20 protein-coding genes and 2 tRNA genes are annotated in these 24020 nt (G+C 61.0%); 15 read left to right on the plus strand and 7 right to left on the minus strand.

Annotated features, from left to right (window positions below):
- Positions 1–5 precede the first annotated feature (5 nt).
- The 14 genes from folP (at position 6) to C4Q27_RS15700 (ending at position 13240) form a co-directional block, all read left to right on the plus strand.
- Complete coding sequence (gene folP, locus C4Q27_RS15630) at positions 6–857, plus strand: dihydropteroate synthase (RefSeq protein ID WP_019438969.1); 852 nt, start codon at positions 6–8, stop codon at positions 855–857.
- Between the two features lie 16 nt (positions 858–873).
- Complete coding sequence (gene glmM, locus C4Q27_RS15635; protein WP_020193783.1) at positions 874–2214, plus strand: phosphoglucosamine mutase; 1341 nt, start codon at positions 874–876, stop codon at positions 2212–2214.
- Positions 2215–2279: 65 nt separating this feature from the next.
- Complete coding sequence (tpiA, locus tag C4Q27_RS15640; RefSeq protein WP_003249956.1) at positions 2280–3035, plus strand: triose-phosphate isomerase; 756 nt, start codon at positions 2280–2282, stop codon at positions 3033–3035.
- A gap of 4 nt (positions 3036–3039) precedes the next feature.
- Positions 3040–3438, plus strand: a complete 399-nt coding sequence (secG, locus tag C4Q27_RS15645; RefSeq protein ID WP_020193781.1) for a preprotein translocase subunit SecG — start codon at positions 3040–3042, stop codon at positions 3436–3438.
- A gap of 21 nt (positions 3439–3459) precedes the next feature.
- Positions 3460–3545 (plus strand) — tRNA-Leu (locus tag C4Q27_RS15650).
- A 100-nt stretch (positions 3546–3645) separates the two neighbouring features.
- Positions 3646–3722 (plus strand) — tRNA-Met (locus C4Q27_RS15655).
- A 129-nt stretch (positions 3723–3851) separates the two neighbouring features.
- Positions 3852–4310 carry a ribosome maturation factor RimP gene (gene rimP, locus C4Q27_RS15660; protein WP_003249960.1) on the plus strand — a complete coding sequence of 153 codons (459 nt, stop codon included), beginning with the start codon at positions 3852–3854 and terminating at the stop codon, positions 4308–4310.
- A gap of 59 nt (positions 4311–4369) precedes the next feature.
- Positions 4370–5851: a transcription termination factor NusA gene (nusA, locus tag C4Q27_RS15665; protein WP_003249963.1), complete on the plus strand. Its 1482-nt coding sequence runs from the start codon at positions 4370–4372 to the stop codon at positions 5849–5851.
- Between the two features lie 27 nt (positions 5852–5878).
- Positions 5879–8419, plus strand: coding sequence for a translation initiation factor IF-2 (gene infB, locus C4Q27_RS15670; protein ID WP_003249965.1), 2541 nt, complete (start codon positions 5879–5881; stop codon positions 8417–8419).
- 116 nt (positions 8420–8535) lie between these two features.
- Positions 8536–8934 carry a 30S ribosome-binding factor RbfA gene (gene rbfA / locus C4Q27_RS15675; protein ID WP_003249967.1) on the plus strand — a complete coding sequence of 133 codons (399 nt, stop codon included), beginning with the start codon at positions 8536–8538 and terminating at the stop codon, positions 8932–8934.
- Positions 8935–8937: 3 nt separating this feature from the next.
- Positions 8938–9855 carry a tRNA pseudouridine(55) synthase TruB gene (truB, locus tag C4Q27_RS15680; RefSeq protein ID WP_003249968.1) on the plus strand — a complete coding sequence of 306 codons (918 nt, stop codon included), beginning with the start codon at positions 8938–8940 and terminating at the stop codon, positions 9853–9855.
- Between the two features lie 147 nt (positions 9856–10002).
- A complete protein-coding gene (rpsO, locus tag C4Q27_RS15685; RefSeq protein ID WP_003249971.1) occupies positions 10003–10272 on the plus strand; it encodes a 30S ribosomal protein S15 in 270 nt (89 codons plus the stop codon).
- 250 nt (positions 10273–10522) lie between these two features.
- Complete coding sequence (pnp, locus tag C4Q27_RS15695; protein ID WP_064493341.1) at positions 10523–12628, plus strand: polyribonucleotide nucleotidyltransferase; 2106 nt, start codon at positions 10523–10525, stop codon at positions 12626–12628.
- A gap of 261 nt (positions 12629–12889) precedes the next feature.
- On the plus strand, positions 12890–13240 hold the full coding sequence (locus C4Q27_RS15700; RefSeq protein ID WP_003249976.1) for a BON domain-containing protein: 351 nt from the start codon (positions 12890–12892) through the stop codon (positions 13238–13240).
- A gap of 75 nt (positions 13241–13315) precedes the next feature.
- On the opposite strand, the gene C4Q27_RS15705 is transcribed toward C4Q27_RS15700, so the two are convergent.
- Positions 13316–13618: a putative quinol monooxygenase gene (locus C4Q27_RS15705; RefSeq protein WP_064493342.1), complete on the minus strand. Its 303-nt coding sequence runs from the start codon at positions 13616–13618 to the stop codon at positions 13316–13318.
- A gap of 60 nt (positions 13619–13678) precedes the next feature.
- On the opposite strand from C4Q27_RS15705, the gene C4Q27_RS15710 reads away from it, so the two are divergent.
- On the plus strand, positions 13679–14092 hold the full coding sequence (locus C4Q27_RS15710) for a VOC family protein (protein WP_010955354.1): 414 nt from the start codon (positions 13679–13681) through the stop codon (positions 14090–14092).
- Between the two features lie 101 nt (positions 14093–14193).
- Here the strand turns inward: C4Q27_RS15710 and C4Q27_RS15715 are convergent, their stop codons facing one another.
- The 6 genes from C4Q27_RS15715 to panB all read right to left on the minus strand — a co-directional run bounded on the left by C4Q27_RS15715 (position 14194) and on the right by panB (position 23769).
- A complete protein-coding gene (locus C4Q27_RS15715) occupies positions 14194–17130 on the minus strand; it encodes a DUF748 domain-containing protein (protein WP_104887041.1) in 2937 nt (978 codons plus the stop codon).
- Between the two features lie 78 nt (positions 17131–17208).
- Complete coding sequence (locus tag C4Q27_RS15720; RefSeq protein ID WP_010955352.1) at positions 17209–18078, minus strand: oxygenase MpaB family protein; 870 nt, start codon at positions 18076–18078, stop codon at positions 17209–17211.
- 42 nt (positions 18079–18120) lie between these two features.
- Positions 18121–20055: an acetate--CoA ligase gene (acs, locus tag C4Q27_RS15725; protein WP_104887042.1), complete on the minus strand. Its 1935-nt coding sequence runs from the start codon at positions 20053–20055 to the stop codon at positions 18121–18123.
- A gap of 180 nt (positions 20056–20235) precedes the next feature.
- Positions 20236–21900, minus strand: a complete 1665-nt coding sequence (gene pgi, locus C4Q27_RS15735) for a glucose-6-phosphate isomerase (RefSeq protein WP_104887043.1) — start codon at positions 21898–21900, stop codon at positions 20236–20238.
- A gap of 208 nt (positions 21901–22108) precedes the next feature.
- Entirely contained in the window at positions 22109–22972 is an 864-nt protein-coding gene (panC, locus tag C4Q27_RS15740; protein ID WP_014592398.1) for a pantoate--beta-alanine ligase, read from the minus strand.
- Positions 22969–23769, minus strand: a complete 801-nt coding sequence (gene panB, locus C4Q27_RS15745) for a 3-methyl-2-oxobutanoate hydroxymethyltransferase (protein WP_003249992.1) — start codon at positions 23767–23769, stop codon at positions 22969–22971. The genes panC and panB overlap by 4 nt, the downstream gene beginning before the upstream one ends.
- Positions 23770–24020 lie beyond the last annotated feature (251 nt).

The raw sequence follows: 24020 nt of genomic DNA on the forward strand, positions 1-24020 counted from the left end.
CATCTATGAGCTCAGTGCAGTACCCCACCCGGTTGCCTTGCGGCAACCGGGTTCTTGATTTGTCGCATACCCATGTCATGGGTATTCTCAATATCACCCCCGATTCCTTCTCCGATGGCGGTCGTTTCAGTCAGCGCGACGAGGCCCTGCGCCACGCCGAAGCGATGGTTGCCGCCGGCGCAACGCTGATCGACATCGGTGGCGAGTCCACGCGCCCGGGTGCGCGTGCAGTCTCGGTGACCGAGGAGCTGGAGCGTGTGGCGCCAATGGTCGAGGCCATCAACAGTCGCCTCGACGTGGTCATTTCGGTCGATACCTCCACGCCTGCTGTCATGCGTGAAGCCGCGCGCCTGGGGGCCGGGCTGATCAACGACGTGCGGGCCCTGGAGCGCGATGGCGCCCTGGACGCTGCGGCGGATACCGGTCTGCCGGTGTGCCTCATGCACATGCGTGGCGAGCCAGGCAACATGCAGGACGATCCGCAGTACCAGGACGTGACCGCCGACGTCACTCGTTATCTTGAACAGCGGATGGCCGCCTGCGCAGCAGCGGGCATCGACGCTGATAGAATCATCCTTGACCCAGGCTTCGGTTTCGCCAAGACACTGGCGCACAATCTGAGCCTGTTCAAGCACATGGAAGCGCTCTATCGCCTTGGGCGCCCACTGCTGGTGGGCGTTTCACGAAAGAGCATGATCGGCCTGACGCTGGAACGTCCGGTCGGCGAGCGCTTGTACGGCAGCCTTGCGCTGGCGGCGTTGGCCATGACCAAAGGGGCGAGCATCCTTCGGGTACATGACGTGGCCGAAACCGTTGATGTGGTACGCATGATCGCTGCGGTGCAAAACGCCGAATAAGAACATTGGAGTCCCTATGAGCAGAAAATACTTTGGTACCGACGGCATTCGTGGCCGCGTCGGCGAATACCCGATCACGCCTGACTTCATGCTGAAGCTTGGCTGGGCGGCCGGCATGGCCTTCCGCAAGCAAGGCCATTGCCGCGTGCTGGTAGGCAAGGACACGCGTATCTCCGGCTACATGTTCGAGTCCGCACTCGAAGCCGGCCTGTCCGCGGCAGGTGCCGATGTGATGCTGCTCGGGCCGATGCCGACACCGGCCATCGCCTACCTCACGCGTACCTTCCACGCCGAAGCCGGCATCGTCATCAGTGCCTCGCACAACCCGCACGATGACAACGGCATCAAGTTCTTCTCGGGTCAGGGCACCAAGCTGCCGGACGAGGTCGAGCTGATGATCGAAGAGCTGCTCGACCAACCGATGACCGTTGTCGAGTCGGGCAAGCTGGGCAAGGTTTCGCGTATCAACGATGCCGCCGGCCGCTACATCGAATTCTGCAAGAGCAGCGTGCCGAGCAGCACCAGCTTCGAAGGCCTCAAGCTGGTGGTCGACTGCGCCCATGGTGCTACCTACAAGGTTGCGCCCAGCGTATTCCGTGAGCTGGGTGCCGACGTGACCGTGCTGCATGCGCAACCGGACGGCCTGAACATCAACGAAGGTTGCGGCTCGACACACATCGAATCGCTGCAGGCCGCTGTACTGGTCGGGCATGCCGATCTCGGCATTGCCTTTGACGGTGACGGCGATCGCGTGCTGATGGTCGACCACACGGGCGCCATCGTCGACGGTGACGAGCTGCTGTTCATCATTGCTCGCGACCTGCAGGAACAGGGCAAGCTGCAAGGCGGGGTGGTCGGTACGCTGATGAGTAACCTGGGCCTGGAGCTGGCGCTCAAGGACCTGGACATCCCGTTTGTGCGGGCCAAGGTCGGCGACCGTTACGTCATGGCCGAGCTGTTGGAGCGTGAATGGCTGGTCGGCGGTGAAAACTCCGGTCACGTCGTGTGCTGCAACCACACCACAACGGGCGACGCGATCATTGCCGCGCTGCAGGTGTTGATGGCGCTCAAGCGCCGGGGCGAAACCCTGGCCCAGGCCCGTCAGGCCCTGCGCAAGTGCCCGCAGGTGCTGATCAATGTGCGCTTTGGCGCCAGCAAGGTCGACCCGCTGGAGCACCCCGCCGTCAAGGAAGCCAGTGCCAAGGTCACCGAAGCGCTGGCGGGGCGGGGGCGTGTGCTGTTGCGCAAGTCCGGTACCGAGCCGTTGGTGCGGGTCATGGTTGAGGGCGAGGACGAAAGCCAGGTGCGGGCCCATGCTGAAGCGCTGGCCAAACTGGTCGGCGAAGTTTGTGTCTGAAGGCGCTTGCCAGCGCAGATCTGGTTGGGTAAGATCTGCGCCCACTTTGACCGACGAGGTAAAGCATGCGTCGCCCTATGGTAGCTGGTAACTGGAAAATGCACGGTACCCGCGCTAGCGTCGCTGAGCTGACCAAAGGCTTGAGTAATCTCGCCTTGCCGAGCGGAGTGGAAGTCGCCGTATTTCCACCGGCCTTGTTCATCAATCAGGTGATTGATGGCCTGGCAGGTAAAGAAATTACTGTCGGCGCACAGAATTCTGCTGTACAACCCGAACAGGGTGCGCTGACCGGGGAAGTTGCTCCCGAGCAGCTGGTTGAAGCAGGTTGCAAGTTGGTGTTGATTGGCCATTCGGAGCGTCGCCAGATTATTGGTGAAACCGACGAAGTGCTCAATCGCAAGTTTGCAGCAGCCCAGGCCAAAGGCTTGAAGCCAGTGCTTTGCATAGGGGAAACCCTTGAGGAGCGCGAGGCTGGCAAGACGCTCGAAGTTGTCGGGCGTCAACTAAGCAGTATCATCGAAGCATTCGGTGTTAAGGCTTTTGCCGATGCAGTAATTGCCTATGAGCCTGTATGGGCCATCGGTACGGGCCTTACGGCCACGCCACAGCAGGCCCAGGATGTGCACGCCGCCATCCGCGGCCAGTTGGCGGCAGAAGATGCTGAAGTGGCTGCGAAGGTGCAGTTGCTATACGGCGGCAGCGTGAAGGCGGCCAATGCGGCCGAACTGTTCGGCATGCCGGATATCGATGGGGGTCTCATTGGTGGGGCTTCCCTGAACGCAGACGAATTCGGTGCAATTTGTCGCGCCGCAGGAAACTGAACAAATGCTGGAAACAGTCATCGTTGTTTTTCATCTGTTGGCAGCGCTGTCGCTTGTAGTGCTGGTTCTGTTGCAACAGGGTAAAGGTGCTGAAGCAGGTGCATCTTTCGGCGCGGGGGCCTCAAACACCGTGTTCGGGAGCCAAGGCTCTGCAACGTTCCTAAGTAAATTAACTGCTATACTCGCTGCCACTTTCTTTTTGACAGCACTTGGGTTAGGATACTTCGCGAAGCAACAAGCTCACCAGCTTAGCCAAGCAGGTCTTCCAGATCCAGCAGTGCTAGAAGTGAAAGAGCCGCAAAAACCGGCAGTTAATGATGATGTACCGGTGCTCCAACAGCAGAAGAGCGAAACCACCAATAATACGGGTGATGTACCTCCTCCGGCTCAAGAGCAGAAGTAACGGGTTTCAAGTAGTAGTATTGCCGAGGTGGTGGAATTGGTAGACACGCAACCTTGAGGTGGTTGTGCCCATAGGGTGTAGGGGTTCGAGTCCCCTTCTCGGTACCAATTAAAGCTTGAGAGCCCGCTTTAGCGGGCTTTCTTGTAGGTGAATGTTTGGATTTGACCCTCAACAGGGTTCGGTCTTATACTTTTGCCCCAGCTTTGTCGCGGGGTGGAGCAGCTTGGTAGCTCGTCGGGCTCATAACCCGAAGGTCGTTGGTTCAAATCCAGCCCCCGCAACCAGCTTCAGCGGAGCCCCTTTTCAGGGGCTTTTTGCTAACCGAACAGTTTCGGCGTCGTTGTCCTACGGCGCTTTCAGGGATGGGCGCTTCGCCCATTTTTTATTTGCACAGCATGCACGAGGGGGTTCAGGTGTCGAGCAAGCTAGAACAGTTGCAGGCCTTGTTGGCCCCGGTTGTCGAGGGTCTGGGCTATCAGTGCTGGGGGATCGAATACGTTTCCCAGGGTAAGCATTCGGTACTGCGCATCTACATCGACAAGGAAGGCGGTATTCTGGTGGACGACTGCGAAGCAGTCAGCCGTCAGGCCAGCGCAATCCTCGATGTGGAAGATCCAATCAGCAGTGAGTACACCCTCGAGGTGTCTTCTCCAGGCATGGATCGCCCACTGTTCACGCTGGAACAGTTTGCCTCGCATGCCGGCGAACAAGTGAAGATCAAGCTGCGCTCACCCTTCGAGGGTCGTCGTAACTTCCAGGGCCTTCTCCGCGGTGTGGAGGAGCAGGATGTGGTGGTCCAGGTGGACAACCAGGAGTTCCTGTTACCGATCGACTCGATCGACAAGGCCAATATTATTCCCAGTTTTGACTGAGACGTGCCGGGCCCGGCGGACTATCCGGGCCCAATGGCTTGCGCAAGGCGAGGCGTACGATGAGCAAAGAAGTACTGCTGGTTGTTGAATCGGTATCCAACGAAAAAGGTGTACCGCCCGGCGTCATTTTCGAAGCGCTGGAAGTGGCCCTGGCCACTGCAACCAAAAAACGTTTTGAAGACGAAGTCGACCTACGTGTGGAAATCAACCGCCACACCGGTAGCTACGAGACTTTCCGTCGCTGGACCGTGGTCGACGAAGCCGATCTTGATGATCCGGCGATCGAGACCTGGCTGGACAAGATCAAGGACACCCACCCTGAAGCCAAGGTTGGTGACGTGATCGAAGAGAAGATCGAGTCCATCGAGTTCGGTCGTATTGCCGCCCAGACCGCCAAGCAGGTCATCGTGCAGAAGGTCCGTGAGGCCGAACGTGCCCAGGTGGTCGATGCCTACCGTGAGCGCGTTGGCGAGATCATCTCCGGTACCGTAAAGAAGGTTACCCGCGACAACGTCATCGTTGACCTGGGCAACAACGCCGAGGCCTTGCTGGCTCGCGAAGACATCATTCCGCGCGAAACCTTCCGTGTTGGCGTGCGCCTGCGTGCGCTGCTCAAGGAAATTCGCACCGAAAACCGTGGCCCACAGCTGATTCTGTCGCGCACCGCGCCGCAGATGCTGATCGAGCTTTTCCGCATTGAAGTGCCGGAAATTGCCGAGGGCCTCATCGAAGTCATGGCTGCTTCCCGTGATCCGGGTTCGCGAGCCAAGATTGCCGTCCGCTCCAAGGACAAGCGTATCGATCCGCAAGGTGCCTGTATCGGCATGCGTGGTTCGCGCGTCCAGGCCGTATCCGGGGAGCTGGGTGGTGAGCGTGTGGATATCGTCCTGTGGGACGATAACCCGGCGCAGTTCGTCATCAACGCCATGTCGCCGGCTGAAGTCGCGGCGATCATCGTTGATGAAGATGCCCATGCCATGGACATCGCCGTCGCCGAGGACAACCTGGCCCAGGCCATTGGCCGTGGCGGTCAGAACGTTCGCCTGGCCAGTCAGTTGACCGGCTGGACCCTGAACGTGATGACCGAGAAGGACATCCAGGCCAAGCAACAGGCCGAAACCGGTGACATCCTGCGCAATTTCATCGAGGAACTGGAAGTCGACGAGGAGCTGGCCCAAGTGCTGGTCGACGAAGGCTTCACCAGCCTTGAAGAAATTGCCTACGTACCGTTGGAAGAAATGCTCAACATCGATGGCTTTGACGAAGACATCGTCAATGAGCTCCGCGCTCGAGCCAAGGACCGTTTGTTGACCAAGGCCATCGCTACCGAAGAAAAACTGGCAGACGCCCACCCGGCCGAAGACCTGCTCTCCCTTGAGGGCATGGACAAAGACCTGGCGGCTGAACTGGCGGTGCGCGGCGTGGTTAACCGCGAAGACCTGGCCGAGCAGTCGATCGACGATCTGCTCGACATCGACGGCATCGACGAAGAGCGTGCCGGCAAGTTGATCATGGCCGCCCGAGCCCACTGGTTCGAGTAATTAGGCGCGGCCTGAGGAGAGAAGTGCATGACGCAAGTCACGGTGAAAGAACTGGCCCAAGAGGTCGAGGCACCGGTAGAGCGCCTGCTGCAGCAGATGCGTGAGGCAGGTCTGCCGCACACCGACGCCGGTCAGGTAGTGACCGACAATGAGAAGCAGACCTTGCTGACTCATTTGAAAAGCAGCCACAAGAGCAAGGCGGAAGAGCCGCGCAAGATTACCTTGCAGCGCAAAACCACCAGCACCCTGCGTGTCGCCGGTAGCAAGAGCATCAGCGTAGAAGTACGCAAGAAGAAAGTTTTCGTTCAGCGCAGCCCTGAAGAAATCCAGGCTGAGCAGAAGCGTGAGCTGGATGAGCGCCGCGCGGCTGAAAATGCCGCTCGCGACAAGGTCGAGGCCGAAGTTCGCCAGCGCAACGAAGAGCAGGCTCGCCGTCAGGCCGCCGGCTCCGCAGCCGCCGCCCCTGCGCCTGCTGCCAAGCCAGAGCCGGCTCCTGCCGCTGCTCCGGTCGCTGCTCCGGCCCCGGTAGTCGCAGACGCCCCGGCCTCTGAAGACGCCGCAGCCCGTGCTGCCGAGCGCAAGAAAGACGAGACCCGTCGCAACGAAAGCCGTACCCGTGATGACGACCGTCGTCGTGGCGAGGCACCTCGCGTGTCGATCAAGGTCAAGGTCAAGGAGAAGGAAAAGGCGCCGACTCCGCGTGCCGCTCCGCGCACTACCGACGAAGAGAGCGATGGCGCTCGTCGTGGTCGTGGTGGCAAGAGCAAGCTGAAAAAGCGTAATCAGCACGGCTTCCAGAACCCGACTGGCCCCGTCATCCGTGACGTGACCATCGGCGAGACCATCACGGTCTCCGAGCTGGCCAACCAGATGTCCGTCAAGGGCGCTGAAGTGGTCAAGTTCATGTTCAAGATGGGGACCCCGGTTACCATCAACCAGGTGCTCGACCAGGAAACCGCTCAGCTGATCGCCGAAGAGCTGGGCCACAAGGTCACTCTGGTCAGCGATACCGCCCTGGAAGACTCCCTGGCCGAATCGCTGAAGTTCGAAGGCCAGACCGAGTCGCGTGCGCCGGTGGTTACCGTCATGGGTCACGTTGACCATGGTAAGACCTCGCTGCTCGACTACATCCGTCGTGCCAAGGTTGCCGCTGGCGAAGCCGGTGGTATCACCCAGCACATCGGTGCCTACCACGTGGAAACCGACCGCGGCATGGTCACCTTCCTCGATACCCCAGGTCACGCTGCGTTTACCCAGATGCGTGCCCGTGGTGCCAAGGCGACCGACATTGTCATCCTGGTGGTGGCGGCGGACGACGGTGTGATGCCACAAACCCGCGAAGCCGTTCAGCATGCCAAGGCAGCCGGTGTTCCGCTGGTCGTTGCGGTGAACAAGATCGACAAGCCAGGTGCTGACCTCGATCGCATCCGTAACGAGCTGTCCGTCGAAGGCGTTACCTCTGAGGACTGGGGTGGTGACACGCCGTTCGTCAAGGTTTCGGCGAAGATGGGTACCGGTGTCGACGAGCTGCTCGAAGCCGTTCTGCTGCAGGCCGAGATCCTCGAACTGACCGCTACCCCAACCGCGCCAGGTCGTGGTGTGGTTGTCGAATCGCGCCTGGACAAGGGCCGTGGCCCGGTGGCGACCATCCTGGTTCAGGACGGTACCCTGCGTCAGGGCGACATGGTCCTGTGCGGTTCCAACTATGGCCGCGTTCGCGCCATGCTCGACGAGAACGGCAAGCCTGTGAAGGAAGCTGGCCCGTCGATCCCGGTCGAGATCCTCGGCCTGGACGGTACTCCGGAAGCCGGTGACGAGCTGTCCGTGGTTGCCGACGAGAAGAAAGCCCGTGAAGTTGCCCTGTTCCGTCAAGGCAAATATCGCGAGGTCAAGCTGGCCCGTGCTCACGCCGGCAAGCTGGAAAACATCTTCGAGACCATGGGTCAGGAAGAGAAGAAAACCCTCAACATCGTTCTCAAGACCGATGTGCGTGGTTCTCTGGAAGCGCTGCAGGGTTCGCTCGGCGGCCTGGGCAACGACGAAGTGCAAGTGCGCGTGATTGGTGGTGGCGTCGGTGGTATCACCGAGAGCGATGCCAACCTGGCGCTGGCTTCGAATGCAGTACTGTTCGGCTTCAACGTGCGTGCCGATGCCGGTGCGCGCAAGATCGTCGAGCAGGAAGGTCTGGATATGCGTTATTACAACGTGATCTACGACATCATCGAAGACGTCAAGAAGGCCCTGACCGGCATGCTCGGCAGCGATGTTCGCGAGAACATCCTGGGTGTCGCCGAAGTGCGTGACGTGTTCCGTTCGCCGAAGTTCGGCGCCATCGCTGGCTGTATGGTCATCGAGGGTACCGTGTACCGCAACCGTCCGATTCGCGTACTGCGTGATGACGTTGTGATCTTCGAAGGCGAGCTGGAATCGCTGCGTCGCTTCAAGGACGATGCTTCCGAAGTCCGTTCTGGCATGGAGTGCGGTATTGGCGTCAAGAGCTACAACGACGTCAAGGTCGGCGACAAGATCGAAGTCTTCGAGAAAGTCCAGGTGGCTCGTACCCTTTAAGGGCGAGCGAGCCGCAAGCGCCTGCTACAGGGCGGCTTGCGGTACCTCTTCAGGTAGCGCCCGGTCAGGCATTCGTCTGTCCGGGCGTTTGCCGCTTTAAGTTACAGGTAGCAAGAATGGCCAAAGAATATAGCCGTACCCAACGTATTGGCGATCAGATGCAGCGCGAGCTGGCCGAGCTGATCCGTCGCGAAGTCAAGGATCCGCGTGTCGGTCTGGTGACTATCACCGCCGTGGACGTGAGCCGTGACCTGGGCCATGCCAAGGTGTTCATCACCGTCATGGGCGAGGAAACCCCGGATGCCGTGCAGCAGTCGCTCAAGGCATTGAATAGCGCCGCCAGCTTCCTGCGTCTGCACCTGGGGCGTTCGATGCAACTGCGCAGCGTGCCGCAGCTGCACTTCCATTTCGATGAAAGTGTCAGCCGTGGTGTGCACCTGTCGGCGCTGATCGAGCGTGCAGTGGCCGAAGACCGCCTGCACAAGGATGCCGACGAGTCGGACACCAAGGAGTAAGCGGTGGCCCAGGTCAAACGTATCCGCCGCAATGTCAGCGGCATCATCCTGCTCGACAAGCCGCTGGGCTTCACTTCCAATGCCGCCTTGCAGAAGGTGCGTTGGCTGCTGAATGCGGAAAAGGCCGGCCATACCGGTAGCCTCGACCCGCTGGCGACCGGCGTGTTGCCGCTGTGCTTCGGTGAAGCGACCAAGTTTTCGCAGTACTTGCTGGATTCCGACAAGGGCTACGAAACCGTCATGCAGATGGGGCAGACTACCAACACCGGCGATGCCGAGGGTGAGGTGCTGCAGACCCGCGACGTGACCGTTGGTCGCGCCGACATCGAAGCACTGCTGCCACGTTTTCGCGGCCCGATCAGCCAGATACCGCCTATGTACTCGGCGCTCAAGCGTGACGGCCAGCCGTTGTACAAGCTGGCACGTGCAGGAGAGGTAGTGGAGCGCGAGGCGCGTTCTGTTACTATTAACCGCTTGGAGTTGCTCGAGTGCGAAGGTACCCGTGCGCGGCTGAGCGTAGGATGCAGCAAAGGCACCTATATCCGCACGCTGGTGGAGGATATCGGTGAAGCCCTTGGTTGCGGCGCCTATGTCGCCGAGCTGCGCAGGACCCAGGCAGGGCCCTTTGCGCTGGCACAGACGGTCACCCTCGAGGAACTCGAACAGGCCCATGCCGAAGGTGGCAACGAAGCGCTCGACCGCTTCCTGATGCCATCGGACAGCGGGCTGCAGGACTGGCCGTTGGTCAGCCTGTCGGAACACAGTGCGTTCTACTGGCTGCATGGCCAGGCGGTACGCGCGCCGGACGCGCCACAATTTGGCATGGTTCGGGTACAGGATCACAATGCACGCTTCATCGGTATCGGTGAAGTGAGCGAAGACGGGCGCATTGCGCCGCGTCGGCTGATTCGGTCGGAATGACCGAAACCGCGGGGTCAGGAAGTTGCCGAGCCCCACGGCATCAAGGGTGGCTGTCAGTAGGCACGGTCACACCTTTTTTATTAATACAGGGATTTGTCCCTGGCCTATTGGACCCCGCATGCGGGATCCGTTATCAGGAGAAGCCAAATGGCCCTCAGCGTTGAAGAAAAAGCTCAGATCGTTGCCGAATATCAGCAAGCCGCCGGCGATACCGGTAGCCCGGAAGTGCAGGTTGCTCTGCTGACCGCCAACATCAACAAGCTGCAAGGCCACTTCAAGGCCAACGACAAAGACCACCACTCCCGTCGTGGTCTGATCCGTATGGTCAACCAGCGTCGTAAGCTGCTGGATTACCTGAAGGGCAAAGACACCACTCGTTACAGCGCCCTGATCGGTCGCCTGGGCCTGCGTCGCTAATAGCGGCCTGGTCAGTGGTGTGCGTGGGGTGTCGCAGGCTTCGGCAGGGCTGTTTTGCAGCGCTGCCGTTGGGCACTTCACGCGTATCTCCGAGGTTGGCAGCCTGGCAATGCTGAGCGGTTTTTCCGCTTGGTGCCAGGCTCCCAGCCTCGTGTTGTATCTGGACGGTCAATGGGGCCGATTCCCCGTTCTGCCCAAGAATTCGCAAGAAACCAGTTCCCCCAAGAGCCACTGAAAAAGGTAGGAAACCGTGAACCCGGTAATCAAGACTTTCCAGTTCGGTCAATCGACCGTCACTCTCGAAACGGGCCGTATTGCCCGTCAGGCAACCGGCGCCGTGCTGGTTACCGTCGACAACGACGTCACCGTGCTGGTGACTGTGGTAGGCGCCAAACAGGCTGATCCAGGCAAGGGTTTCTTCCCGCTGTCGGTTCACTACCAGGAAAAGACCTACGCCGCTGGCAAGATCCCAGGTGGCTTCTTCAAGCGTGAAGGCCGTCCTTCCGAGAAAGAGACGCTGACCTCGCGCCTGATCGACCGTCCGATCCGTCCGCTGTTCCCGGAAGGCTTCATGAACGAAGTGCAGGTCGTCTGCACCGTGGTTTCCACCAGCAAGAAGACCGACCCGGACATCGCTGCGATGATCGGTACCTCGGCTGCCCTGGCCATTTCCGGCATTCCGTTCGAAGGCCCGATCGGCGCTGCCCGCGTTGCCTTCCACGAAAGCACTGGCTACCTGCTGAACCCGACCTATGAGCAACTGGCTGCCTCGAGCCTGGACATGGTCGTTGCCGGTACCTCCGACGCTGTACTGATGGTTGAGTCGGAAGCTCAAGAGCTGACCGAAGACCAGATGCTGGGTGCCGTACTGTTCGCCCACGACGAATTCCAGGCTGTTATCCAGGCTGTCAAAGAGCTGGCTGCCGAAGCTGGCAAGCCGACTTGGGACTGGAAACCTGCCGTTGCCAACACCGAGCTGTTCAATGCTATCCGCGCCGAGTTCGGCGAAGCGGTTTCGCAGGGTTACACCATCACCGTCAAAGCCGACCGCTACGCGCGTCTGGGTGAGCTGCGTGACCAGGCGGTTGCCAAGTTCTCCGGTGAAGAAGGCCAGCCTTCGGCTTCCGAAGTAAAAGAGATCTTCGGCGAAATCGAATACCGCACCGTTCGCGAAAACATCGTCAACGGCAAGCCACGTATCGACGGCCGCGACACCAAGACTGTACGCCCGCTGAACATCGAAGTCGGTGTGCTGCCGAAAACTCACGGTTCGGCACTGTTCACCCGTGGCGAAACCCAGGCCCTGGTCGTTGCGACCCTGGGTACTGCCCGTGATGCCCAGCTGCTGGACACCCTCGAAGGCGAGAAGAAAGACCCCTTCATGCTGCACTACAACTTCCCACCGTTCTCGGTAGGTGAGTGTGGCCGCATGGGCGGTGCTGGCCGTCGCGAAATCGGCCACGGCCGTCTGGCCCGCCGTTCGGTTCAGGCCATGCTGCCTGCTGCTGACGTGTTCCCGTACACCATCCGTGTGGTTTCGGAAATCACCGAATCCAACGGTTCCAGCTCCATGGCTTCGGTCTGCGGTGCATCCCTGGCCCTGATGGACGCCGGTGTGCCGATGAAGGCGCCGGTTGCCGGTATCGCCATGGGCCTGGTCAAGGAAGGCGACAAGTTCGCAGTCCTGACTGACATCCTGGGTGACGAAGACCACCTGGGCGACATGGACTTCAAGGTAGCCGGTACCGCCAAGGGCGTCACCGCGCTGCAGATGGACATCAAGATCAACGGCATCACCGAAGAGATCATGGAAATCGCCCTGGGCCAAGCCCTGGAAGCGCGCCTGAACATCCTCGGCCAGATGAACCAGGTCATTGGCCAGTCGCGTACCGAACTGTCGGCCAACGCCCCGACCATGATCGCGATGAAGATCGACACCGACAAGATCCGCGACGTCATCGGTAAAGGCGGCGCCACCATTCGCGCCATCTGCGAAGAGACCAAGGCTTCGATCGACATCGAAGACGACGGCTCGATCAAGATCTTCGGCGAAACCAAGGAAGCGGCAGATGCTGCCAAGCAGCGCATCCTGGGCATCACCGCTGAGGCCGAGATCGGCAAGATCTACGTCGGCAAGGTTGAGCGCATTGTCGACTTCGGCGCCTTCGTCAACATCCTGCCTGGCAAGGACGGTTTGGTGCACATCTCCATGCTGAGCGATGCTCGCGTCGAGAAAGTCACCGACATCCTCAAGGAAGGCCAGGAAGTTGAAGTGCTGGTACTGGACGTGGACAACCGCGGCCGTATCAAGCTGTCGATCAAGGACGTCGCTGCGGCCAAGGCCTCGGGCGTCTAAGCGACCGTCACGCAATAGAGAAAGGGCCCTTCGGGGCCCTTTTTTCATGGGGACGGGAACCTTTTGCGGACTTGCATCTTGCATGCAGGTTTACCGCGCAGATTGCAAAATGCACGACCACCGAAGTGATGGATATTTGTTAACTCATTGATTTAAAAGGAAATAATAGAAGCGGCAAAGCTGGCACAGCCCCTGCAACTACCTTCATACCTGACGCCAGGACATACGGCGCAGACCTTTCGAAAAACAGGAGTGACCCACATGAAGAAGTTCGCCATTGCTGCCGCTACTGCTACCGCTCTGACCCTGACCATGGCTAACGGTGCATTCGCCGCTGAGCCAACCCAGGCTCCAGTCATGTTGGCGGCCAACACCGTCGACAACGCCAAGCAAGAAGGCTCCGACACTTGGATCACTACCAAGGTCAAAGCTGATCTGCTGACTGAAAAAGGCATCCCAGGCAGCGACATCAAAGTCGAGACCAGCCAAGGTGTTGTTTCGCTGTCTTCTGATGTGAAGGTTACCGAATCGCAGAAAGCAGAAGCGGTGCGCATTACCAAGAACATCAAAGGCGTCAAGAGCGTAATGTCTGACGGCCTGAAAGCCGAATAAGGAATGTCCCGTCGGCCAAATGGATTTGGCCACTTTCATCGAAGCCCTGGCCCGTGCCAGGGCTTTTTCTTGCGCTCAATACACCGGGTTGCGCGCGATCACATCGCTTTCGAAGCATTCCTGCTCAAGGATCAGAGGCTCCACCAATGGACGGCTGTCGCGAAAATGCGCGGTCTGGGTATGCGCGTCATACGCCGCATCATCGCGGTAGATTTCGTACAGGTAGATCACCTCCGGGTCGGCCCGGTCCTGCGACACATCGAACACCAGGCAGCCTGGCTCACTCGCCACGGAGGCTGCAGCATTGTCCTTGATTGCACTGAGGAAAGCTTCGGCGCATCCAGGCTTCACTCGGGTCTTGATGAACAGGCTATACACAAATCTCTCCTTTTGTTTTAAATTCAATAATGAATTGTATACAAAAATGGAGCTTCGCCAATGTCCGAATTGCCCGCCCGTCCTGGCCGCCTGAACGGCCTGCGCCATATCGCCCTGCTGGTGCCCAACCTTGAGGAATGTGAGCGTTTCTACGTCGATGTGCTGGGCATGGAAGTGCTGAACCGCGCCAATGAGGATCTGGTGTACCTCACCTGCGGTAACGACAACCTGTCATTGGGGCGTGGGGCAGGGGCGGCCAACGGGTTGCAGACCCTGGATCACTACGGGTTCATTGTCGACAGCGTGGAGGAGTTGGAAGCCTGGTACCAGTACTTCAAGGCTCATGGCGTGACCTTGCTCGACCGGCCGTTCAACCATGGTGACGGCGCACGCAGCTTCCACCTGCTGGACCCGGCCGGGAACAAGGTTCAACCGCTGTATCACCCGGCGGTGTCGGGGCAGCGGTTGGTTTGAGGCCCGTACTGGCCTCTTCGCGGGCATGCCCGCTCCCCCAGGTATTGCGCAGGCCTGTGGGGCGGGCATGCTTGCGAAGAGGCCAGGCCTGCCAGAGGGGATTACTCGGCATCCAGGTGCATCGGTGTCACCACCCGGTCATCGCTCTGAGGCTGCCCCAGGCTGGTGTCGATGAAGTACACCCGGTCGTCTTCCAGCTTGCCCTTGTCGACCAGGTAGTCCTTGATGCTGCTGGCCCGCTCCTGGCCCAGTGTACGCAGCAAGGCGGTACTCTCAGCCCAAGACTTGATCACCGCGGCGCGCAGCTTGGCGGTACGCTCGTCACGGCTCAGTTGCTCCCATTCTGCTGGCGGCTGCTGTTTCAGGCGGGTGCGGTAGATGCCTTCGAGCATCGCGGGCTTGTCGCTGTCGTCCACCACCAGCATCGAGGCATTGGCCGGCACCTTGTCACCCCGTCGCTGCAGGATCTTGTACCAGGTGGCCTGGTACTCACGCTCAAGGCGCTGCTGGGCAATCAACGGGCCGTCGCTGGCCTGGGCGCTGGTGCCTTCGATTTCCAGGCGCAGTTCCGGGCGCTCTTTCAGCGCGGATGCCAGCTTGTCCAGGGACGACTGGGCCTCGCTGCTGAGTTCGCTGGAGCCGGGGGCGAACGCCACGTTGCCAAGGTCTTCCGAGCTGCCGCCGCTGATCAGCCCGCCAATGAATTTGAATGGCGCCTGCGCCGCGCGCAGCACCAGGTTGCGCAGGGTTTGCCAAACAATCGGCATCACGCTGAATTGCGGGTTGTTGAGGTCGCCAGACACCGGCAGCTCGATCGAGATCTTGCCCTCGGTATCCTTCAGCAATGCCACCGCCAGGCGGATTGGCAGGTCGACCGCATCCGGGCTGTCGACTTTCTCGCCCAGCTGCAGTTGTTCCACTACTACCTTGTTCTCGGCCTTGAGTTGGCCGTTGGTGATCAGATAGTGCAGGTCCAGGTTCAGCCGGCCCTTGCGGATGCGGAAGCCGGCGAACTTGCCGGAGTAGGGCGTCAGCGTGGTCAGTTCGACGCGCTTGAAGCTGGTGGCAATGTCCAGGCTGGCCAGTGGGTTGAACGGGTTGAGTGCGCCCTTGATGGTGACCGGTGCGTAGCGGTCTACCTTGCCCTTGACGTCGACCTTGGCCGGCTGTGGCTTGCGGTTGTCGATGGTGCCGATCTGGCCGTTGAGTTGCTGGATGGCCGTGGCGAAGTTGGGGGTAAGCGACAGGTCGGCAAAGTTGGCCGAGCCGTCGTTGATGTCGATCTGCCCGATATGGATGCCAAGCGGCTTGTTGTTGCTCGCCGTGGTCGGCTTGGGCTGGCTGCTCGCCGGGGCGTCGGCCGGTTGCGGGATCAGCAGGTCATTGACATTGGTGGTGCGGTCTTCGTTGATGATGAAGCGTGCATAGGGCTGCAGCAGGGTCACCTTGTCGATCGACAGAGCATCGCCGTGCACGTAGGACAAGCCATCGACGTTCACCTGCTGCCATTTGACGAAGTCGCGGCTCTTGATGGTGTCGAGTGTGTGCAACTGGCTGACCTGCGCCTTGCCGGTCACATTGAAGGCCAGCGGCGCGGTGTTCTTCAGGTCGACCTTGAGGTCGCTGGAGAGCATGCCGCTGCGCAGCTCCAGCAGGATGAACGGGCTGATGTAGGCCTGGGCCACACGCAGGTCGATGTCGCGGGTGCTCACATCCAGCTTTGCCCATATCGGTGCCAGGTTGACCTGGCCTGCGGCCTGCAGCTTGCCTTGCTTGCCCACACCGGTATCGAGTTTGAGGGTGAAGGGCGACTGGTTGAGGCTGTCGAAACCTTGCAGGTCGGCGTTGAGGGGGCCAATGTCCAAGGCTACCGGTTCCTTCTGGCTGCGATCTGCCAGGTGCACCAGGTAGTTGCGCAACTGCACGTCCTTGAGCAGCACTTGCCAAGGCTTGCTTGGCTCTTTGGCAGCTTTCTCTTCAGGCGTAGGTTCTGCGGCAGCCGGCTCGGCCTTTTCCTTCGGCGTGGCCTTGGCGGGTTGGCTGGCAAACAGCTTCTGCCAGTCGAGCTGGCCATCTTTTTCCAGCGCCGCCCAGGTTTCGAGCTTTTCGCTGCGGACCTTGCCCACGGTGACCTGCTGCTTGACCATATCGATGGAGGTTTCGCTAACCTCCAGGCTTGCCAGGCGTGCCAACGGTCGGCCATCCGGCGCCTTGATGGCGAATGGCGCGATGCGCACGGAGACGTTATCCAGCAGCAGTTCGGTCTGTTTGGCGAGGTTGAGCTTGTAATGCGTATCGAGGCTTACCACGCCGTCTTCCAGCACCAGTGGCACGGCATCGCGCACGTAGGGCCAGAACAGCTTCATCTTGCCGTCAGTGACCTTCAGTGTGCCTTCGGAGGCGATCGGCGACAGGCTCAGGGTGCCCTTCCAGTCGATGCGTCCGCCATTGGGGCCGCTGGCCACCAAGGTCATGTCGGCATTGTCGTTGGGCAGGGTGCTGAGGTTTTTCAGCTCCAGATTCATGTTGTCGTAGAGGAACTCGATCGGCTCGCTGGGCCGCAGGTCCTCGAAGTGCAGGTAGCCGTCGACGAGCTTGATGCTGCCAATACGCAGCGGGAACGGGTCGCTGGGCGGCTCTTCGGGTTTGGCTTCGCTGGCCGGTAGTTTGAACAACCCGGTCAGGTTGAGGGTACCGTCCTTGGCGAACAGCACTTCGTTGCGCGGCTTGTCGAGTTCCACCGCTTCCAGATGCAGGGCTTTGGTCCACAGGCTGTCGAGCGAGGCGTTAGCGTAAAGACGCTCGAAGCCGACCTGCTCCTTGCCCGGCTCGCCGATCTGCAGGCCCCACAGCGTCAGCTCGAGGCTGAAGGGGTTGAGTTCGATCCGTTCGAGGTGGGCCGGCACGGTGGCGTATTGGGCCAACTGCTGGTTGGCGATGCGCAGTGCGACACCGGGAAGAATGAGAAAGCCGAGCAGGCTATACAGGGCTACCAAGGCCACGATTGCGCCAGCGGCGCGAGTCAATCCTTTGTACATGTGTCGCTTCGTCAGTCTAAGCAGGAGTGCTTGGAGTATGGCACGTTAAATCAGTTCCGCAGGGGCCACCCTTTGCGCTCAATCAATGCCCATGCGCCGTTTGGCTCGGTGTGCCGAACCGTCGCGCATTGCCCAGCGCAGTACCGGCGCGGTGCGGCGCAGGCCCAGGCGGATCAGGCGCTGCTGCAGGGGCCCGTGCTGCAGGCCGAGCAGGGCCTGGGCCCAGCCGGGCAGCAAGTCGATACCCGCGTGCAGCATCAGTTTGCCAACCGGCTGTGCCAGGCGGCTGGGGGCAGGGGCGTCGAGCAGGATTCGTATCACCTCATGGCTGCGCGCATCACAATGCAGCTGCGGGCGTATGTGTTGCAGATAGTCTTCAACTTGCTGACACGAGCGCGGCACGTCACGGGCGCCAAGGCGCTCGGCGATCAGGGCGATTTCGTTGTAATAGGCATCCTGCTCGGCGCGTGGCAGGCGTGGGTTGCGGTAACGCAGGTGGGCAGCGAGGAAACGGCTGACCTCCGCTACATGCACCCAGGTCAACAGGTCCGGGTCGCTGGCCGCATAGGGGCGGCCATCTGGTGCCGTGCCGGTGACCTGCAGGTGAATGGTGCGCACTTTGTCGATCAGCCACTCGGCATCGCCCGTGGCGCCGAAGGTGGTGCCGGAAATGAACTGGCTGGTGCGGCGCAAGCGGCCGAGCAGGTCTTCACGAAAGTTGGAGTGGTCCCACACACCGGCCAGGGCCAGGGGATGCAACAACTGCAGCATCAGCGCGCTGATGCCACCGACCAGCATGCTCGGAAAGTCGCCATGTACCCGCCAGCTGATGCTGTGCGGGCCGAACAGGCCGGGGTCGCCCTTGGGCGATTCCAGGTCGAGCTGGCCGAGGGCCAGCCCGGTGAGGCTCATGACCTGGGTTTCGATGCGGCGACGAAGGGCTTCCATGGCGACCTGCTGTGCAGGGCGGCCATGATGGGTGGCCGCCGGTTACTGGTTGAGGCGTTTGTCGATCAGGCCCTGTACCACGCTTGGGTCGGCCAGGGTCGAGGTATCGCCCAGGTTTTCCAGCTCATTGCAGGCGATTTTGCGCAGTATACGCCGCATGATCTTGCCTGAGCGCGTCTTGGGTAGCGCTGGCGCCCACTGAATCAGCTCAGGCTTGGCGAAGCTGCCGATTTCCTTGCTGACCAGGGCCAGCAGCTCGGCCTTGAGCGTATCATCTGGCGTCACGCCATTCATGGTCGTGACGAAGGCGTAGACGCCTTGGCCCTTGAGGTCGTGGGGGTAGCCGACCACCGCGGCTTCGGCCACGCTGTCATGCAGCACCAGTGCACTTTCCACTTCAGCGGTGCCGATGCGGTGCCCGGACACGTTGATCACATCGTCGATGCGCCCGGTGATCCAGTAGTCGCCATCGGCATCGCGACGGGCACCGTCGCCAGTGAAGTAGTAGCCGGGCAAGGGCTTGAAGTAGGTGTCGACCATCCGTTGGTGGTCGCCGTAGACGCTGCGGATCTGCCCGGGCCAGCTGGCTTTGATCGCCAGCACGCCAGCGCCGGGGCCTTCGATCAGTTTGCCTTTTTCGTCCAGCAGCACCGGTTGCACGCCGAACATCGGCTGGGTGGCGCAGCCGGGTTTGAGTGACTGTGTGCCGGGCAGTGGGGTGAGCATGATGCCGCCGGTTTCGGTCTGCCACCAGGTATCCACAATCGGGCAGCGCTTTTGCCCAACCTCCTCGAAATACCATTCCCAGGCTTCCGGGTTGATCGGCTCGCCGACGCTGCCCAGCAGACGCAGGCTTTTGCGTGAGGTGCTCTGCAGTGGCGCGGAGCCCTCACGCATCAGTGCGCGCAGGGCGGTCGGGGCGGTATAGAAGATGTTCACCTGGTGCTTGTCCACCACCTGCCAGAAGCGCGAGGTATCCGGGTAGTTGGGCACGCCTTCGAACATCAGCGAGATTGCGCCATTGGCCAGCGGGCCATAGACGATGTAGCTGTGGCCGGTCACCCAGCCGACATCGGCGGTGCACCAGAACACCTCGCCGTCACGATAATCGAACACCACCTTGAAGGTCATCGTTGCCTGCAGCAGGTAGCCGCCGGTGGTATGCAGCACCCCTTTGGGTTTGCCGGTGCTGCCGGAGGTGTAGAGGATGAACAGCGGGTCTTCGGCCTCCATCGGTTCTGGGGGGCAGTCGTCGCCGGCATCCTTCGTCGCTTCGTGATACCAGAGGTCTCGGCCCTCGGTCCAGGCAACATCGCCGCCAGTGCGGCGCACCACCAACACGCTACTGACCGCTGGGCAGCTGGCCAGGGCCTTGTCGACGTTCTGTTTCAGCGGGATGCGTTTGCCGCCACGCACGCCTTCATCGGCGGTGATCACGGTGCGGCAGTCGGCATCGAGAATGCGGTCTCGCAAGGCATCGGGGGAGAAACCGCCGAACACCACCGAGTGGATGGCGCCGATGCGGGTGCAGGCGAGCATGGCGAAGGCGGCCTCGGGAATCATTGGCATGTAGATGCACACCCGGTCGCCTTTCTTCACACCGCGCGCTTTCATTGCATTGGCCAGGCGGCAGACCTGACGGTGCAGTTCGCGGTAGGTGATGGCCTTGGAGTCCTTGGGATCGTCGCCTTCCCACAGCAGGGCCGTTTGCTCGCCGCGCTGGGCCAGGTGACGGTCGATGCAGTTGTAGCTGACGTTGAGTTGCGCACCGTCGAACCAGCGGGCCTTGCCGGTATGCAGGTCGCATTGCTGCACGCTTGACCACGGTTTGATCCAGTCCAGGCGTTTGGCCTGTTCGGCCCAGAAGGTGTCTGGGTCTTCGACCGACTGGCGGTAGAGGCGGCGGTAGTCTTCGGGGGTGAGGGCGGCGGACTGGCTGACGGCCAGGGCCTGGGGGTATTTGCGGATATCGAACATGGCGGGTGGTCCTGCTCTTGTAAGGGGCGATGGACTGCAACGGCTATTCGATAGGACAGTGTAGCTGGGAGCGGTGTTCAACCTGGGCCGGCCTCTTCGCGGGTAAACCCGCCCCTACGAGATAATGCGTAGTCTCGTAGGAGCGGGTTTACCCGCGAAGAGGCCGGCACAAGCTTCGGATCAACCGCGGTGACGGCCGCGGAAGTAGTTGATCAGGCCTTGGGTAGAGCCATCTTCGGCACTGTCTTCCAGGCTACCGACCAAGCGCTGGTAAACGCCCTTGCCCAGTTCCTTGCCCAGCTCGACGCCCCACTGATCGAAGGCGTTGATACCCCAGATAACGCTCTGTACGAACACCTTGTGCTCGTACATCGCCACCAACGCGCCCAGGCGGCGCGGGCTGATGCGCTCGACCACCAACGTGTTGCTCGGGCGGTTACCCGGGATCACCTTGTGCGGGGCCAGCTTTTCGATGTCTGCTTCGTTGAGGCCTTTAGCGCGCAATTCGGCTTCGGCTTCCTCGCGGGTTTTGCCCAGCATCAGCGCCTGGCTCTGCGACAGGCAGTTGGCGTACAGCCACTGGTGGTGGTCGGCCACCGGGTTGAAGCTCACCACCGGCACGATGAAATCGGCCGGAATCAGCTGGGTGCCCTGGTGCAGCAACTGGTGGTAGGCATGCTGGCCGTTGCAGCCCACGCCGCCCCAGATCACCGGCCCTGTGTCGGTCTTCACCGGGGTGCCGTCTTGCAGCACGCTCTTGCCGTTGGATTCCATGTCCAGCTGCTGCAGGTGCTTGGTGATGTTGCGCAGGTAGTGGTCGTACGGCAGGATCGCGTGGCTGTTCGCGTCCCAGAAGTTGCCATACCACACGCCCAGCAGGGCCAGTAGCACCGGCATGTTCTTGTCGAACGGTGCGGTCTGGAAGTGCTGGTCCATGGTGTAGGCGCCGGACAGCAGTTCCTTGAAGTTGGCAGTGCCGATGGCCAGGGCGATCGGCAGGCCGATGGCCGACCACAGCGAGTAGCGCCCTCCCACCCAGTCCCACATCGGGAAGATGTTTTCTTCGCGGATACCGAACGCTACAGCAGCGGCCTTGTTGCTGGATACGGCAATGAAGTGGCGGTACAGCTCGGCTTCCGAGCCGCCTTGGGCCAGGTACCAGGTCCGCGCGGCCATGGCGTTTTTCAGTGTCTCGAGGGTGTTGAACGACTTCGACGAGACGATGAACAGGGTGGTTTCGGCGCGCAGGTTGGCCGACAGCTCGTGAAACTCGCTGCCGTCGATATTGGCCAGGTAGTGGCAGCGCACGCCGCGCTGGGCGTAGGGTAGCAGCGCTTCGGAAACCAGCTCGGGGCCGAGGAACGAACCGCCAATGCCAATGTTGACCACGTCGGTGATCGGCTTTTCGCTGTAGCCGCGCCACAGGCCATCGTGAATGCGACCAACCAGTTCGGTAATCTGGTTGAGCACCTTGTGCACTTCCGGCATGACGTTCACGCCGTTGACGCTGAGTTTGTCACCTACAGGCCGGCGCAAGGCGGTGTGCAGCACCGGGCGGCCTTCGGAGGCGTTAATGATCTCACCACCGAACATCGACTTGATGGCGTCCTGCAGGCCCACTTCATTGGCCAGGTTGACCAGCAGATCGCGGCTTTGCTCGGTGATCAGGTTTTTCGAGTAGTCGAGGAACAGGCCGCAAGCGCTGAGGGAAAACTGGTCGAAGCGCTTGGCATCGGCGGCGAAGGCTTCGCGCATGCTGAAGCTTTGCATGGCGTCGCGGTGTTTCTGAAGCGCCTGCCAGGCGGGCAGGGCCGTCACATCGTGGGGTGTACGGTAATACGCCATTGCGCGGGGTTCCCTTGGTGCGTGGTGAGGGCTTGGACACGGCAGTCGTTGCCGGGTTCAGGCTGGCACCATTATAGGCAAAGGCCACGTGCTGGGAATGGGTATGGCAGGGGGATTTTGGTGGGGCATTGCAAGCAAGCCCGCCCCTACAGATAAACGCGCAGGAGCGGGCTTGCCCGCGAATGGGCTGCAAGGCAGCCCAAGACCGTTATGCGGTCTTCTCTTCCAAATGCAGGTAGAGGTTGTCGATCAACCGTGTGTTACCCAGGTAAGCTGCCGCAATCACCACCAGGTCTCGATCATCGATTACTGCCGGGCGCAAACTTACGGCATGGCGTACTTCCAGGTAATCCGGACGGAAACCCGCTGCGCTCAGTTGCGCCTGGCCTTCAGCGACCAGCGCGGCAAAATCCCGCTGGCCACGGCCGATGCCCGCTGCAATGTGCTGCAGTGTGCGGTACAGCGCTGGCGCAGCAGTACGCTGCTCTGGCGTGAGGTAGCCATTGCGCGACGACAGCGCCAAGCCATCTTCGGCACGCACGGTGGGTTCGCCGATGATCTGGATCGGCATGTTCAGGTCGCGCACCATGGCGCGGATCACCGCCAACTGCTGATAGTCCTTCTCGCCGAACACGGCAAGGTCTGGCTGGACCATGTTGAACAGCTTGTTCACCACGGTGGCCACACCCTCGAAATGCCCAGGCCGGCTGGCGCCGCACAGGCCTTCGGAAAGCTGGGGCACGCTGACGCGGGTTTGCACGCTCATGCCGTCGGGGTACATCTCTTCCACCGTGGGTGCGAACAGCAGGTTGCAGCCGGCCTGCACCAGGCGCTCCTGGTCGGCTGCCAGGGTGCGTGGGTATTTGTCGAGGTCTTCGTTGGCGCCGAACTGCAGCGGGTTGACGAAGATACTGGCGACCACGAAGTCGGCGCGCTGGGCAGCCTTGGTCACCAAGGCCGCATGGCCGCTGTGCAGGTTGCCCATGGTCGGCACGAAACCGATGCGTTTGCCCTCACCGCGCGCGCGGGCCACTGCCGCGCGCAGTTCGCGGACGGTCTTGACTGTATTCATGCACTGAACCCGTGTTCGCTGCCTGGGAAACTGACTTGCTTGACCGCCTCGACGTAAGCGACGAGGGCGCTATGGATATCCGGTTGGCCCTGCATGAAGTTCTTCACGAACTTCGGTACCCGGCCGCTCAGCGACAGGCCGAGCATGTCGTGCAGTACCAGTACCTGGCCATCGGTGGCGCTGCCGGCGCCAATGCCGATTACCGGGATGCCAACGGCATTGGTGATTTCCGCCGCCAGTTCGCTGGGTACGCACTCGAGCAGCAGCATGGCCGCACCGGCCTGTTCCAGGGCAATGGCGTCGGCGCGCATCTGCCGGGCCTGGGCCTCCTGGCGGCCCTGCACTTTGTAGCCGCCCAGCACGTTGACGGTTTGCGGGGTCAGGCCCATGTGCGCGCACACCGGCACACCACGTTCGGCCAGCAAGCGGATGGTTTCGGCCAGCCAGGCTGCGCCTTCGATCTTGACCATGTGGGCGCCGGCCTGCATCAGTGTGGCGCTGTTGGCAAAGGCCTGCTCGGGGGTGGCGTGGGCCATGAACGGCAGGTCGGTGAGGATCAGCGCGCCGTCGTTGCCGCGTTTGACGCTGGCGGTGTGGTAGGCCATCTCCGCCGTGGTGACCGGCAAGGTGCTGTCGTGGCCCTGCAGGACCATCCCCAGCGAGTCGCCCACCAGCAACACTTCAACGCCAGCCTGGCTGGCGGCCTTGGCGAAGGTCGCGTCGTAGCAGGTCAGCATGGTGATTTTTTCACCCTTGGCCTTGAGGCCGTTAAGGGTGGTAAGGGTTACTTCAGGCATGTAGGAAATTCCTCGTTCAGGCGCTGTAAAAAACGACTGCATTCAACGCGTGTAGTCATCTTCCGGAGCGGCACATCATCGCGCGTGATGTTCGGGCACAGGTCCGTCCGGGCCTAAATACGGGTATGCGGCACTTTGGTGCCACACGGGACGCCTATAGTCGTGAGCGAGGTGTGGGAAGTCAATCACCCTGTTACCGCATTGTTACGATCAGGGTGTTACTGGCGTTACCGAGGTGGCGATGCAGGCTG

The organism is Pseudomonas sp. SWI36 (assembly GCF_002948105.1).
Taxonomy (GTDB): Bacteria; Pseudomonadota; Gammaproteobacteria; order Pseudomonadales; family Pseudomonadaceae; genus Aquipseudomonas; species Aquipseudomonas alloputida.

Coding starts and splice junctions, on each gene's coding strand:
- folP (WP_019438969.1), top strand. CDS start 6: ATGAGCTCAGTGCAGTACCCCACCCGGTTGCCTTGCGGCAACCGGGTT.
- glmM (WP_020193783.1), top strand. CDS start 874: ATGAGCAGAAAATACTTTGGTACCGACGGCATTCGTGGCCGCGTCGGC.
- tpiA (WP_003249956.1), top strand. CDS start 2,280: ATGCGTCGCCCTATGGTAGCTGGTAACTGGAAAATGCACGGTACCCGC.
- secG (WP_020193781.1), top strand. CDS start 3,040: ATGCTGGAAACAGTCATCGTTGTTTTTCATCTGTTGGCAGCGCTGTCG.
- nusA (WP_003249963.1), top strand. CDS start 4,370: ATGAGCAAAGAAGTACTGCTGGTTGTTGAATCGGTATCCAACGAAAAA.
- infB (WP_003249965.1), top strand. CDS start 5,879: ATGACGCAAGTCACGGTGAAAGAACTGGCCCAAGAGGTCGAGGCACCG.
- rbfA (WP_003249967.1), top strand. CDS start 8,536: ATGGCCAAAGAATATAGCCGTACCCAACGTATTGGCGATCAGATGCAG.
- rpsO (WP_003249971.1), top strand. CDS start 10,003: ATGGCCCTCAGCGTTGAAGAAAAAGCTCAGATCGTTGCCGAATATCAG.
- C4Q27_RS15700 (WP_003249976.1), top strand. CDS start 12,890: ATGAAGAAGTTCGCCATTGCTGCCGCTACTGCTACCGCTCTGACCCTG.
- C4Q27_RS15710 (WP_010955354.1), top strand. CDS start 13,679: ATGTCCGAATTGCCCGCCCGTCCTGGCCGCCTGAACGGCCTGCGCCAT.
- C4Q27_RS15715 (WP_104887041.1), bottom strand. CDS start 17,130: ATGTACAAAGGATTGACTCGCGCCGCTGGCGCAATCGTGGCCTTGGTA.
- C4Q27_RS15720 (WP_010955352.1), bottom strand. CDS start 18,078: ATGGAAGCCCTTCGTCGCCGCATCGAAACCCAGGTCATGAGCCTCACC.
- acs (WP_104887042.1), bottom strand. CDS start 20,055: ATGTTCGATATCCGCAAATACCCCCAGGCCCTGGCCGTCAGCCAGTCC.
- pgi (WP_104887043.1), bottom strand. CDS start 21,900: ATGGCGTATTACCGTACACCCCACGATGTGACGGCCCTGCCCGCCTGG.
- panC (WP_014592398.1), bottom strand. CDS start 22,972: ATGAATACAGTCAAGACCGTCCGCGAACTGCGCGCGGCAGTGGCCCGC.
- panB (WP_003249992.1), bottom strand. CDS start 23,769: ATGCCTGAAGTAACCCTTACCACCCTTAACGGCCTCAAGGCCAAGGGT.